Source organism: Smaragdicoccus niigatensis DSM 44881 = NBRC 103563, from assembly GCF_000380645.1.
In the GTDB taxonomy this organism is placed as follows: domain Bacteria; phylum Actinomycetota; class Actinomycetes; order Mycobacteriales; family Mycobacteriaceae; genus Smaragdicoccus; species Smaragdicoccus niigatensis.
In genome coordinates this window covers 1-13,885 of sequence record NZ_AQXZ01000009.1, presented here as the reverse complement: position 1 = coordinate 13,885, position 13,885 = coordinate 1, and the positions used below count along the sequence as shown (strand labels likewise).

Below are 13,885 nucleotides of genomic sequence, written 5' to 3'. Positions count from 1 at the left end.
TAGCGCTCTCAGCTGCCCGCGGGCGCTTCGGTCAACGTGACTGTAACCGTCTTTGAACCGCCGGCTGGGTCGGTGTACGTCACCTGCACCTTGTCCCCCGGCGAATGCGAGCGGATCGCGGCGATGAGCGCACTGCCGTCGGTGATCACCCGATTGTCGACCTTGGTGATGATCGCGCCCTTCGGGATGCCGGCGGCAGCGGCTGCTCCACCGGCCGTCACCGCGGTCACGCGGGCACCCTCGGCGTCGTCTTTCATCGGCACCTGCACGCCGATCATCGCGTGCGTCGCCTTGCCCGTGTCGATGAGCTGACGTGCCACCCGCATCGCCTGATCGACCGGGATCGAGAAGCCCAGGCCGATCGATCCGGTCTGGCTCCCCTGGCTCGAACCGAGCGTCGCGATCGCCGTGTTGACGCCGATGAGCGCGCCGTTCATGTCGACCAGCGGACCACCCGAGTTGCCTGGGTTGATCGCCGCGTCGGTCTGGATCGCGTCGATCACCGAGTTCTGGTTGTTCGACTCACCGCTCGTGGAAACGGGGCGGTCGAGCGAGGAGATGATTCCGGTGGTCACGGTGCCGTCGAGGCCGAGCGGCGAACCGACCGCGACAACCTGCTGGCCGACCACGAGATTGCCCGACGAACCCACCGTGATGGGCGTGAGGCCGGTCTTGTCGACGCGGATGACCGCGATGTCAGACACCGGGTCGGCGCCGACGAGCGTCGCGGCCGACTTCGATCCGTCCGAGAACACCACGTTGATCTGGGCCTTCTTGCCGGCTGCCGACGCCACGTGGTTGTTCGTGAGGATCAGTCCGTCGGCGTTCAGGACGATGCCGGTGCCTTCACCTTCAACCTGGTTACCCGCGACCTCGATCGTGACGACCGAGGGCAGCACCTTCTCCGCCACGGCTTGGATCGTGCCCGGCTCGGCCTTCACCGCGGGCGCCGTATTGCCGGTCTGCCCCAGCGTGACTGAGCTGCCGTTGTGATTGCTCGCGAGGTAGGCGCCGGTGGCGCCACCCACCCCGCCGGAGACGAGGGCGAGAGCGACCATTCCAGCGGCCAATCCGGCCCGGCCCCGCTTGCGCGGCGGCTCTGGCGGATAGACCGGGAACTGCTGCGTGTGCGTCGGCGGCACGCCTCCGGACATCGGTGGCAGTGTCGCCGTGGACGGCGCCGCCCATCCCCCGTCAGTTCGCTCGCCCTGAGCCGGCGCGCCACCGGGTGGTGGGTATCCGAAACCTTCACCAGTCATAGCGAGCTCATCTCCTTCTCTGAAATTCCGATATCGCCCGGCATGACGATGCGAATCAGTGCACCGCCCCGGGATGATGTCTCGACGTTGATGGTTCCGCCGTGTTTCACGACGACCTGCCGAACGATCGCCAGGCCCAAACCGGACCCCGGCATCGACCGCGAGGCCATGGACCGATAGAACCGTTCGAACACGAGCTGCCGCTCGGCCTCCGGAATACCCGGTCCGGCGTCGTCGACAAGCAGGGCCATCAGGCCCGGTCCGGCGGGCTCCATGGTCACCAGCACCTGGGCCCCGCGCGGGCTCCACTTTGCGGCGTTGTCCAGCACATTCAGGATCGCGCGTTGCAGCCCGGCCTCTTGGCCGTAGACGAACCACGGCTGTAGCGACGCCACGAACTCGATCTCGTTGCGGCGGCGGCGCGCCCGCTCGAGCGCCCGTTCCGCGACTTCGGCGATGTCGGTCCGAGTGAATTCATCCTCCGGGACGTCCTCTCGGGCCAGCGCGACGAGGTCGCCGACCAGAGTCGACAGCTCCTCGATCTGCGCCACAACGTCCGCACGCAGCTCGCTCATGTCGTCGTCCGGCACCTTCGGTGCACCCGGACGACTCGACGCGATGAGCAGTTCGGTGTTCGTGCGCAACGATGTCAGCGGTGTGCGGAGTTCGTGTCCCGCGTCCGCGACGAGCCGTCGCTGCCGGTCGCGAGACTCGTTGAGTGCCCGGAGCATCGTGTTGAAGCTCGCTGTGAGGCGCGCGAGTTCGTCGTTTCCGGTCACTGGAATAGGCGTGAGGTCCTCGGTGCGCGCAACCCGCTCGGTCGCCGCGGTGAGGCGCGCGACCGGTCGTAGGCCGGCCCGTGCGGTCGCCATACCGGCCAACGCAGCCAGGACGACACCGAACCCACCCGCGACGAAGAGCACAAACGCGAGCTGGTCGAGAACCGCTCGCGTCGGTGCCAATCGCTGGGCGATGACGAGCGTGAGTCCGGCATTGGTCCGCTCGGCCAGTACGCGCTGTCCGTAGACCGTGCGCAACGACGAATCGATCTCCCCACGCGACACCGCGTACTCAGCATCGGCGATCGGCGGATGCGATCCCGGTGGAATGTACAACTCTTGATTCGGGAGGATCACCGCGACGCTGATGTCCTTCGAGTAGAACGTCGCGAGCGAGATCGTGCGAACGTCGAACGAATCGAAGTCGTTCTCGATGAGAGTGCGCGCTCGCGTGTGGAGCTGATCGTCGACATCGGCATACAACGCGCGCGCGACGACCGCGTAGGCGGCGACCGAGATGAGCGCCACCGACACCGCCACCGAGGTAGCGGCCAGCCAGGTCACACGCCAACGCAGCGAAACCGCTCGCGTGAGGTGGAATGGCGGCCGCATCGGCCGTCCCGAGTCGTCCCCGTTGGTTGTTGGGGAGCCGTGGCGCGTGAAGCGCCACCTCACGGTGGTGTCTCTCGCAACACGTATCCGACTCCACGAACCGTGTGGATCAGGCGTAGCTCGCCCTCGAGCTCGGTCTTGCGCCGCAGGTAGCCGATGTAGACCTCGAGCGCATTGCCCGATGTCGGGAAGTCATAGCCCCAGACCTCTTCGAGAATTCGCCCACGAGTCAGCACTCGGCGGGCGTTCGTGATGAGGAGTTCGAGCAGCGAGAACTCGGTTCGGGTGAGACTGATCGACCGGCCGGCGCGCGTGACATCGCGGGTCACGGGGTCCAGCGTCAGATCGGCGAATTCGATCGGTCCGGCATCGCTCCCGAGGGTGCCCGCCTCGACCGAAGCGCGGCGAAGCAGGGCTCGCAGCCGGGCCAGCAGTTCCTCCAAGGCGAAGGGCTTGGGCAAGTAGTCGTCGGCGCCGGCGTCGAGACCGGAAACCCGTTCGGACACCGAATCCCGCGCCGTCAGCACCAGGATCGGCACATCGTCCCCGGTGCTGCGTAGTCGGCGGCAGACCTCGAGTCCGTCGAGGCGCGGCATCATCACGTCGAGGATGAGGGCATCCGGCTTGGTCGCGTTCGCCTTCTCCAACGCGTCGAGGCCATCGGAGGCGACCTCGACCGTGTATCCGTTGAAGCTCAACGAGCGTCGAAGTGACTCGCGGACGGCCCGATCATCGTCGGCAACCAAGATGCGCATGTTCTTATCTTGCTTGCCAGGACTTAGATCGTCCTGAGAAGTCGCTGCAAGGTCGCTGCCAGGGTTCCTGCCAGGTCGCTGTGAGCCGGCCGGGTGGCCAATCCGGGTTCCGTCAGACCCGGCGGGCAACAACCCGATGGATTGCCGCAAGGCGCATCTGATAAGACGCGTCCGACGGCAATTCATCGGGTATGTGCGCAGCGCGACTAGTGCGCGAAGTGACGGGCTCCCGTGAAGTACATGGTGATTCCGCCGGCCTTCGCCGCCTCGATGACGTCGGCGTCGCGCACCGAGCCACCCGGCTGGACGACCGCCTTCACGCCGGCGTCGATGAGCGTCTGCAGCCCGTCGGGGAACGGGAAGAACGCGTCCGAGGCACCGACGGAGCCCTGTGCCCGCTCCCCGGCCCGCTTCACGGCGAGGAAGGCCGAGTCGACGCGGTTGACCTGCCCCATGCCGACACCGACCGAGCCGCCGTCGTGCGCGAGCAGGATCGCGTTCGACTTCACCGCACGGCATGCGCGCCAGGCGAAGGAGAGGTCGGCGAGGGTCGCCTCATCGGCCGCTTCGCCAGCCGCGAGCGTCCAGTTCGCCGGGTCGTCCCCAGGCGCGTTGATCGCATCCTTGGTCTGCAACAGCGCACCGCCGGAAATCGGACGCAGCTCGACGCCGGTCATCCGCGGCGGGACGACCGTCAGCAGTCGGACGTTCTTCTTGCGGCTCAGGATCTCGACGGCGCCGTCGGCATAGCTCGGCGCGATGACAACCTCGGTGAAGATCTCCGCGACCTGCTCCGCCATTTCGACCGAGATCTCCCGGTTGGCGGCGATCACACCGCCGAACGCGCTGACCGGGTCACAGGCATGAGCCTTACGGTGCGCCTCGGCGATGTCGGCACCGATGGCGATGCCACACGGATTTGCGTGCTTGATGATCGCAACTGCAGGTTCAGCATGGTCGTAGGCGGCCCGCAGCGCGGCGTCGCCGTCGGTGTAGTTGTTGTACGACATCTCCTTGCCGTGCAACTGCACCGCCTGCGCGAGGCTGCCGTGGCCATACTCGTGCACGTACAACGCGGCACTCTGGTGCGGGTTCTCGCCGTAGCGCAGGGACGCGCTTCGGGTCCACGTACCGCCCACCCAGGCCGGAAAGTTGGTTCCTTCCTCCGGCGCGACGACCGAGCTCATCCACGAAGCGACGGCGACGTCGTAGGAAGCGGTGTGCTGGAAAGCCTGCGCGGCGAGGTGACGGCGCTGTTGGAGGGTGAATCCACCGGCGGCGACCGCCTCGAGCACGTCGTCGTAACGCTCCGGGTCGACGACCACGGCCACCGACGGGTGGTTCTTGGCCGCGGCACGAACCATCGACGGACCGCCGATGTCGATCTGCTCGACGCACTCGTCCTGCGTTGCTCCCGAGGCGACGGTCTGAGTGAACGGGTACAGATTCACGATCACGAGCTGGAAGGCCTCGACGCCAAGTTCGACGAGCTGGTCGAGGTGCTCTTCGCGCCGCGTGTCGGCGAGAATGCCGGCGTGCACGCGCGGGTGCAGCGTCTTGACGCGGCCGTCGAGGGTCTCGGGGAAGCCGGTCAGCTCCTCGACCTTGGTCACCGCGATACCGGCTTCGGCGATCTTGCCCGCGGTCGAACCGGTGGACACGAGCTCGACTCCCGCGGCGCTGAGCCCCTTGGCGAGTTCGACCAGTCCGGTCTTGTCGTAAACGCTGACCAGTGCCCGCTTGACTGGCTTGCGACCTTCGTCTGAAGTCACTGTGCGATCCTCGCCTTTCGTCCGTCGGTGATGATTCCGTGCTTGGCCGCTAGGGCGACGACGTCGACCAACAGCTTGCGTTCGATGACCTTGATGCGTTCGTGCAGGTCTTCCTCGGATTCGCCGTCGCGTACCTCGAGCGCGACCTGCGCGAGAATCGGCCCTGAGTCGACACCGGTATCGACGAGGTGGACCGTCGTGCCGGTGACCTTCACGCCGTACGCGAGCGCGTCCCGAACGCCGTGCGCACCGGGGAATGCGGGTAGGAGCGCCGGATGCGAGTTGATGATCCGGCGGTCGAAAGCCTCGATGAACTCGTTGCCGAGAATGCGCATGAACCCCGCGGTCACGACGTAGTCCGGCGAATACTCGCTGACCTTCTTCGTGAGCGCCGACGTCCAGGCGTCGCGATCGGCATAGTCGCGCGGCACCATTCGGAAGTGTTCGATGCCGGCTTCCGCGGCGCGCTCGAGAGCGGCACAGTCCCGGTCGGCACCGACCGCGACGATGGTTGCGGGAAAGTCCGGAGCTGCGGCGGCTTCGACAAGCGAAGCCAGCAACGTGCCGCTGCCAGACGCAAGGACAACCAGACGCGGCCGTGTGATGCTCACTTCTGGCGAACTCACTCTTTGGCCGTGTTCCTTATCCGCTTGATACCTGCGGGTAACAGCGTAATGGCAGCCTCGGCGAGCCGTGCAGGCGGGAGTTATTTCTTCCGGAACGGAATGGGCAGCGCGCCGACCACGGACGACACGAGTCCCGGCTTCTTGTCTTCTTCCGGCTTGCTTTCGGGTTCGGGTTCGCTCGGCTCCTCGGCCGCGTCTTCCTCGACCACTGGAGTTTCCTCGACCTCCGGCTCGGCCGGCTTCGGCTCCTTGGGCTCCTTGGGCGCTTTCGGCTCCCTGACCCGAACCCGGAAGAACGCACCCAGCGTCGAGAACATGGCGAACCACACGAACACCGACAGGCCGAACATCGCCGGCGACAGTCCGACGTAACCGATCGCGCCGAGAACGCCGCCGGAGACTTCGGCGATCAACACCGACACCACCGAGCACCCGACTGACGCGACGAGCGCCATGCGGATCGCCGCTCCCCGACCCTCGGCCAGGCGCGCACACTTACGGCCGGTCAGGAACGCCACGAAGAGCGGCACGAGCAGCGCCGACTGCCACCACGTCTCGGCCGGCCCCTCCGGCAAGGCCGCCATGAGGGGCAACGGTGGCATCTGCCCCTGCGCGACCTCGAACAACGAGATCGAACCATCGCCGAGCGTGATCGCCGAACCGCACAGCACGCCGACCGCGTAGACCGCCATGTTCGGCAGGTAGAGCAGCGAGACAACCGTCAGTCCGAACGCGCCGCCGTCACCGTGTCCGGCAGCCATGAACGACTCGACCGCCGACCAGCGGACGACGATGACCGTCACCGAGGCCAGAAGACCGGAGAGAAACAGCAGGCGCGTGGCGTACCGGGTCGCCTCGCCGGCATTCGCCACCCAGCCGGGAACGATGCGATGCGGAATCGCCGGCATGCTCTTGCGCAGGCCGATGACCGCGCCGAAGAGGTGAACTGACGCGACCCAGCCGAGCATCGACAACGTCGGGGGCGTATTGAGCTGGGACTCGACCGACGCCTGGCCGACGGCGACGAGCGCGAGAACCGAGAACAGGATCGGCCCGACGACCATGCCGGCGATCGCGAGTCCCACGTCCTTCCAGCCCTGGACATGCGACGACAGTTTCCGCGCGGTCCGCGACGTCAAGCCGATGAGAAGCGCAGTGGCGGCGAGGGGCATCAATCCGAGGGCGTCCGCGCCCAGTTGCAACGGCACCTGATGCAGCGCCAGCCAGGCCGCCGCGATGTAGGCCGCCGCATCGTGGAACCCGGCGCCGCCCGCGAAGAGCGTGAGCAGGATCAGGACAGCGACGACGAGCAGGCTGATGCCAGACGGGCGTAGACCGGCAAGCACGAACGCCCGGACGTCGGCAGCTTCGGAATGCTGCGCTTGGGCCGGGGCGGTTTTGCTCGAAGTGATCGGTGGGTCAGCTAGCAGACTCATCGATTTCGAGATTGGCAGGAAAACCTCAACCCCCCGATCAGGCGCGCCGATCGGGGGGTTGAGGTGTGAACAGTGTTACTCGCCGTTACGCCGAGACGCGAGACTTCATGATCTCGCGAGCCAGCGCAGCGGTCTCGGACGGCGTCTTGCCGACCTTGACGCCGGCCGCCTCGAGGGCGTCCTTCTTGGCCTGTGCGGTGCCCGACGAGCCCGACACGATCGCGCCGGCGTGGCCCATCGTCTTGCCCTCGGGAGCGGTGAAGCCCGCGACGTAGCCGACGACCGGCTTGGTGACGTTGGCCTTGATGTAGTCCGCGGCACGCTCTTCTGCGTCACCACCGATTTCACCGATCATGACGATCAGCTCGGTTTCCGGGTCCGCCTCGAACGCGGCGATCGCGTCGATGTGGGTGGTGCCGATGACCGGGTCGCCACCGATGCCGATGGCGGTCGAGAAGCCGAAGTCCCGGAGCTCGAACATCATCTGGTAGGTCAGCGTTCCGGACTTGCTGACGAGTCCGATCGGGCCCTTGCCGGAGATGTTGGCCGGGGTGATGCCGGCGAGCGCCTCACCTGGGGTGATGATGCCCGGGCAGTTGGGTCCGATGATGCGGGTCTTCTGACCCTTCTCGACGTTGTAGGCCCAGCAGTACGCGCTGTCCTGCACCGGAACACCCTCGGTGATCACGACGAGCAGACCGATCTCGGCGTCGATCGCCTCGATGATCGCGTCCTTCGAGAAGGCCGGCGGAACGAACGCGACGGACACGTCGGCGCCGGTCTTCGCCATGGCCTCGGCGACCGATCCGAACACCGGAAGGTCGATCGCGTTGCCGTCCTTGTCGGTGTGGCTGACCGTGGTGCCGGCCTTGCGCGCGTTGACGCCACCGACGATCTGGGTGCCCGCGGCGAGCATGCGAGCGGTGTGCTTGCTGCCCTCACCACCGGTGATGCCCTGGACGATGACCTTGGAGTCCTTGTTCAGGAAGATTGACATTTCTCGATTCCTTACTTCGCAGCAGCGGCGAGCTCGGCGGCCTTGTCGGCTGCGGCGTCCATGGTGTCCACCTCGGTCACGAGCGGGTGGTTGGCCTCGGCCAGGATGCGGCGACCCTCTTCGACGTTGTTTCCGTCGAGACGAACGACGAGGGGCTTGTTGGCCTCATCGCCGAGGATTTCCAGCGCCTGCACGATTCCGTTGGCGACGGCGTCACACGCTGTGATGCCACCGAAGACGTTGACGAAAACGCTCTTGACCTGCGAGTCGTTGAGAATGACGTCGAGGCCGGCGGCCATGACCGCAGCCGAGGCGCCACCACCGATGTCGAGGAAGTTAGCCGGCTTCACGCCGCCGTGCTTCTCCCCGGCGTACGCGACGACGTCCAGCGTCGACATCACGAGACCTGCACCGTTTCCGATGATGCCGACCTCACCGTCGAGCTTGACGTAGTTGAGGTCGTTCTCCTTGGCCTTGAGCTCGAGCGGGTCAGTCGCTTCGATATCTGCGAATGCCGCGTGGCCCGGCTGACGGAACTCGGCATTGCCGTCGAGGGTCACCTTGCCGTCGAGGGCGAGGATCTCGCCTTCGGGAGTCTTGACGAGCGGGTTGACCTCGACGAGGAGGGCGTCCTCCTTGATGAAGACTTCCCACAGCTTCGAGATCGTGATCGCGGCCGCGTCGAGGACCTCGGCCGGGTAGTGGCCCGCCTCGGCGATCTCGCGAGCCTTGGCCAGATCGACGCCCTTGGTCGCGTCGATCGCGATCTTGGCGACCCGCTCGGGGTTGTTCGCCGCGACCTCTTCGATCTCCATGCCGCCCTCTACCGAGCAGATGGAGAGATAGGTGCGGTTCGAACGATCGAGCAGGAAGGAGATGTAGTACTCCTCCGCGATGTCCTTCGCTTCGGCAATGAGGAGCTTCTTGACGACGTGGCCCTTGATGTCCAAGCCGAGAATGTTCTGCGCGTGCGTTTCCGCGTCGTCTGGTGTGGCCGCATATTTGACGCCGCCGGCCTTTCCTCGACCGCCGACCTTCACCTGCGCCTTGACCATGACGGGCTTGCCGATTTCTTCCGCAATTTCGCGCGCGCCCTCGACCGTGTCCGTGACACGGCCTTCGGACGAGGGAACTCCGTGCTTAACGAACAGTTCCTTCGCCTGGTATTCGTACAGATCCATGTAGCCACCATCTCGTATGCGTTTCGCCGCTCTCGGATAGGGAGCGGACCGCTTCGAACTCTAGTAACTACCCCCCGGGTCGCGCCTAGCGCATGGGCGAAGTTATCGAGTTTGCTGGGGGATCAATTTGCATGTGAGGAAGATCTGCGGTAATACAGACGGCCAAAATCGGCCAGATAACGGTCAAATCACTGGGGTTGCCCGGCTACTCCAAAGTAAACCTCAGAAATTGTGACTCATATCTCAAAGTTTGCTGCGGCGTGTCTATTGCTTGCTGACGCCGAGACCCTTTCGTTACCGTCGAGTGGTCTAGGTCACGGCCAAGTAACGATGTAAGAGGACGAGACCTTGCTCGAACAACGCAGTTCCAGGGCTGATGTGCGCCCGAATGGACGAAACGAACACAGTAATCACCGCCAGCTGGACCACGCTCCGCGTCTGGTTCTGACCGGCTCGGCTCGCAAATATGCAGCATCCGATTTGCTCAGGGTGACCGATCTCCTATCCCCGGAGAATGAGCGCCTGTACGAACATCTCGTCGTTCGGGGCGCTCGCCACGGCCGTACTGCGCTCGTCACCGAAGAAAACGTCGAACACCCGCACCGGCCCGCCAATGAGCGCATCACGCGCCGGGCTTGGATGGGCGTTCTCGCTGGAAAGCGCCGGATCTCGCTCGTTGCCATCGCCGCGGCAGCTGTGGCCGTTGGCAGCGCAGGCCTGTCCTCAGGGTCAGCTCCGGCCCGCCTCGATCCCGCGCTCGTCGCGACCGTCTCCACCGATCCACCCGAGCCGACCGCAGAGGTTCTCTCGATCCCGGCCGCCGCCATCGGCGCACCGAGTGTCGGCGACCTGGCCAAGGGCGCGTGGTGGGAACAGCAGCGCGCCATCGAGGAAGCGAAGAAGCTCCGTCCGCTCTTCGTTCCGTACACCACTGGCATCTTCACCTCTGGATTCGGCATGCGCTGGGGTGCCATGCACGGCGGAATCGATGTCGCCAACGCGATCGGAACGCCGATCATGGCGGTCGGCGACGGCGTGATCATCAAGTCCGGCGATGCCGGCGACGGTTATGGCAACTCGGTCAAGATCCTGCACTCCGACGGAACCATCACGCACTACGGCCACATGAGCCAGACTCTCGTGGCTGTCGGGCAGAAGGTGCTCGCGGGTGACGAGATCGGGCTCATGGGCAGCACCGGCGACTCGACCGGCCCGCACTGCCACTTCGAGGTCTACGTCGGCGGCGACGCCATCGGCAACCGAATCGACCCGGTTCCGTGGCTTGCCTCGCGCGGCATCGACATGGGTGGGCGCGGGTAGGGCGCTCGACCGGGGCCCAATGTCTTCGCCCAGGCGTTTTGTACGAACCTGGTGGTTTGTACAGACCGAAATTTCGAAGACTGGTACCCGGCGGCTTGCCGTCTCGCTAAAGCTTCGTGAGGGGTACGCCCGGGATCAACGCCAGGCGTACCTTTCCGTTCGAGCCGAAATCGATGATCACCGAAGCGATTCCGCCGACCGGACTCGACTCCATGACGGTTCCGAGCCCGTACTTGTCGTGATTGACCCGGTCACCGACCGCCAGCTTGGGCGCAGGCGCACCGGTCTTCCCGAAGCTCGGCGTGCTGCGTGGACTCGGACGATCGACGTTGCCGCGGTAGGAACCGCCACTCCCGACACCAGTGCGACGGTCGTAATCGCTGCGCCAACTGGGCTGCTCCTCGCCCCCGTATCGCTGCCGACGATCGTTCGACCGCCCGAACGTCTTCTGCGGGTCGAGCCGACGCCAGTCCATCAACTCCTGCGGGATCTCCCGAAGGAAGCGTGATTCCGGGTTCGAAATCGGCTGCCCCCACCCCGACCGAACGACCGAGCGCGTCAGGTAGAGGCGCTGCCGCGCACGGGTGATGCCGACGTAGGCGAGTCGGCGCTCTTCGGAAAGCTCGACCGGATCGCCAAGTGCACGCATGTGCGGGAACTGACCGTCTTCCCAGCCGGTCAGGAACACGACCGGAAACTCGAGGCCCTTCGCCGTGTGCAGGGTCATCAGAGTGACGACGCCCTGGTCGTCATCCGGGATCTGGTCGGTGTCCGCAACGAGCGCAACCCGCTCCAGGAAGGCGGCGAGCGACCCCGGCTCAGCTGAGCCCTCCGGCAGCTCCTGCTCGAGTCCCTCGGCATTGCGTGCGTCGGAACTGAATTCGCGCGCGACGTTGACGAGTTCGTTCAGGTTCTCGAGTCGAGCACCGTCCTGCGGGTCACTGCTCGCCGACAGTTCGGCACGGTAGCCCGTACGGTCGAGGATCTCCTCGACAACATCACCGATGTCCGCGATCGAGCCGTCCGCCGGATGGGACGTGCCGCGAATGTCGTCCATGAGCTGCATGAACTGCGCGATCGCTTTGGCCGACCGCGAGTTGAGGAACGGAACCTGCCCTTCGCCTGCCGCCTTGAGCGCCGCACCGAACCCGATGTCCTGCTGTTCGGCATAGACCGCGACGCACGCCTCGGCCCGATCGCCGATGCCGCGGCGGGGAGTGTTCAGAATTCGGCGGAGGTTGACCGAGTCTTCCGGATTGTCGAGCGCCCGCAGATACGCGACGACATCGCGCACTTCCTTGCGCTCGTAGAAGCGGACACCGCCGACCACCTTGTAGGGCAGGCCCATCCGGATGAAGATTTCTTCGAACGAACGCGATGCGCTGTTCGTCCGATAGAAGACAGCGACCTCGTTGTAGCGCGCCTCGCCGAGGTCACTGAGGCGGTCAATTTCGCGCGCGACGAACGCGGCCTCGTCGTGCTCATTGTCCGCGACATAACCGGTGATCAGTTCGCCGTCACCGGTGTCGGTCCACAGACGCTTCTCGCGACGACCGGCATTCTTCGAGATGAGTGCATTGGCCGCGGCCAGAATGTTCTGCGTCGATCGGTAGTTCTGCTCGAGCAGGATCGTCTCCGCGTTCGGGAAGTCGCGTTCGAACTCCTCGATGTTGCGGATGGTCGCACCGCGGAACGCGTAGATCGACTGGTCGGCGTCACCCACGACGCACAGTTCAGATGCCGGAAGGTCGTCGGTGTCTTCCCCGACGAGCTCTTTCACCAGCGTGTACTGCGCGTGGTTCGTGTCCTGATATTCGTCGACCAGGATGTGACGGAACTTGCGACGGTAGTACTCGGCAACCGCGGGGTGCCGCTTGAGCAGGGCGACCGTCTCGCCGATGAGGTCGTCGAAGTCGAAGGCGTTGGCCCCGCGCAGCCGGCGCTGGTACTCCGCGTACACCCGGGCGACAATCCTGGGCAGTTCCGCAGTTTCAGCGGTGGCCTGGTCTTCCGCCTCTTCTGGCGAGATGAGCTCGTTCTTGTGGTTCGAAATCGCGGTCGCGAACATGCGCGGCGTGAACTTCTTCGCGTCGAGGTCGAAGTCGCGCACGATCATCGTCAGGAGGCGGCGCGAGTCGTCGGCGTCGTAGATCGAGAAGTTCGAGTTCAGTCCCTCGAGCAAGGTCGACTGGGCACGCAGAATTCGCACACAACTCGAGTGGAACGTCGCGATCCACATCGTCTGCGCGCGCCTGCCCACGAGTCCGACGACGCGTTCGCGCATCTCGGCCGCGGCCTTGTTCGTGAACGTGATGGCCAGAATCTGCCCGGGAGCGGTGTCTCGCTTGGCGAGCAGATAGGCGATGCGCCGCGTGAGGACGGCAGTCTTTCCAGACCCCGCACCAGCCACGATGAGCAACGGAGATCCGGTGTGCAGGACGGCTTCTCGCTGCTGCGGATTGAGACCCTCGAGCAGCTTGTCGGCATCCGGAGATGCCCGGCGCGGCGCGGGTTCTTGGGCGGGCAGGTCGAGCGACAGCGGAAGCGTGTTCATTGCCCCACAAACCTACTCCCGGGGTCCGACAGATTTCGCAAGCGGCGAGGCTCGCGACGCGAACTCGCCACACCTTACGATGCGGTTATGCCGGCAGCGAGCGTCGTCCTTGCCATCGTTGCGGCACTCCTTTTCGCCCTGTCCGCGGCATGGCAGCAGTCGGCCGCCCGGTCGAACGCGCTCGCCAACTCGAACCGATGCGCGGATTCAGGTTCTGTGACTCCACCAGCTCCAGATCACCGTGTTCTAGCTGCTCAAAAAGACCTCTGACAGCTGAGGAAGCCTGCATATGAGGGCGGTTTCAAGCGGTCGCTGCAACTGGTTCGGTTGGATTGGACAGTAGTTGTTCGAGGGCCTCGGCTGGGGTTTTCCAGCTGAGGGTCTTTCGCGGTCGGCCGTTGAGCTCGGATGCGACGTTGTCGAGGATTCCCGGGCCGTGGAACGAGAGGTCCGTTCCTTTCGGGAAGTATTGGCGCAGAAGCCCGTTCGTGTTCTCGTTGCTGCCGCGCTGCCACGGTGAGTGCGGGTCGCAGAAGTAGATCGGCATGCCGATCGTGGCGGTGATTTTGGCGTGCAAGGCCATCTCTCGGCCTT

General features: G+C 65.2%; 11 protein-coding genes. 1 reads left to right on the top strand and 10 read right to left on the bottom strand.

Features of this window, described 5'->3' with window-relative positions; genetic code table 11:
- Nucleotides 1-8 precede the first annotated feature (8 nt).
- The 8 genes from F600_RS0102105 to sucC form a co-directional block, all read right to left on the bottom strand.
- Nucleotides 9-1,259: a S1C family serine protease gene (locus F600_RS0102105; protein WP_018158928.1), complete on the bottom strand. Its 1,251-nt coding sequence runs from the start codon at nucleotides 1,257-1,259 to the stop codon at nucleotides 9-11.
- A complete protein-coding gene (locus tag F600_RS26465) occupies nucleotides 1,256-2,650 on the bottom strand; it encodes a sensor histidine kinase (protein WP_051090716.1) in 1,395 nt (464 codons plus the stop codon). The genes F600_RS0102105 and F600_RS26465 overlap by 4 nt, the downstream gene beginning before the upstream one ends.
- A 59-nt stretch (nucleotides 2,651-2,709) precedes the next feature.
- Nucleotides 2,710-3,405 carry a response regulator transcription factor gene (locus tag F600_RS0102095; RefSeq protein WP_018158926.1) on the bottom strand — a complete coding sequence of 232 codons (696 nt, stop codon included), beginning with the start codon at nucleotides 3,403-3,405 and terminating at the stop codon, nucleotides 2,710-2,712.
- A 206-nt stretch (nucleotides 3,406-3,611) separates the two neighbouring features.
- Complete coding sequence (purH, locus tag F600_RS0102090) at nucleotides 3,612-5,177, bottom strand: bifunctional phosphoribosylaminoimidazolecarboxamide formyltransferase/IMP cyclohydrolase (protein WP_018158925.1); 1,566 nt, start codon at nucleotides 5,175-5,177, stop codon at nucleotides 3,612-3,614.
- Complete coding sequence (purN, locus tag F600_RS0102085; protein ID WP_245541454.1) at nucleotides 5,174-5,803, bottom strand: phosphoribosylglycinamide formyltransferase; 630 nt, start codon at nucleotides 5,801-5,803, stop codon at nucleotides 5,174-5,176. Before purN ends, purH begins: the two co-directional genes overlap by 4 nt.
- A gap of 80 nt (nucleotides 5,804-5,883) precedes the next feature.
- Nucleotides 5,884-7,239 carry a cell division protein PerM gene (locus tag F600_RS0102080; RefSeq protein WP_018158923.1) on the bottom strand — a complete coding sequence of 452 codons (1,356 nt, stop codon included), beginning with the start codon at nucleotides 7,237-7,239 and terminating at the stop codon, nucleotides 5,884-5,886.
- A gap of 85 nt (nucleotides 7,240-7,324) precedes the next feature.
- Nucleotides 7,325-8,236, bottom strand: coding sequence for a succinate--CoA ligase subunit alpha (gene sucD / locus F600_RS0102075; RefSeq protein ID WP_018158922.1), 912 nt, complete (start codon nucleotides 8,234-8,236; stop codon nucleotides 7,325-7,327).
- 11 nt (nucleotides 8,237-8,247) lie between these two features.
- Entirely contained in the window at nucleotides 8,248-9,417 is a 1,170-nt protein-coding gene (sucC, locus tag F600_RS0102070) for an ADP-forming succinate--CoA ligase subunit beta (protein WP_018158921.1), read from the bottom strand.
- Nucleotides 9,418-9,906: 489 nt separating this feature from the next.
- Between sucC and F600_RS26460 the strand changes: the two genes are divergently transcribed.
- Nucleotides 9,907-10,737, top strand: coding sequence for a M23 family metallopeptidase (locus tag F600_RS26460; protein WP_156024367.1), 831 nt, complete (start codon nucleotides 9,907-9,909; stop codon nucleotides 10,735-10,737).
- Nucleotides 10,738-10,843: 106 nt separating this feature from the next.
- On the opposite strand, the gene pcrA is transcribed toward F600_RS26460, so the two are convergent.
- Both pcrA and F600_RS26455 read right to left on the bottom strand, forming a co-directional pair.
- Nucleotides 10,844-13,291, bottom strand: coding sequence for a DNA helicase PcrA (gene pcrA, locus F600_RS0102060; protein WP_018158919.1), 2,448 nt, complete (start codon nucleotides 13,289-13,291; stop codon nucleotides 10,844-10,846).
- A 301-nt stretch (nucleotides 13,292-13,592) separates the two neighbouring features.
- Nucleotides 13,593-13,885: IS30 family transposase (locus F600_RS26455; protein ID WP_018158582.1), on the bottom strand; the 293-nt coding region annotated here is incomplete at its 5' end.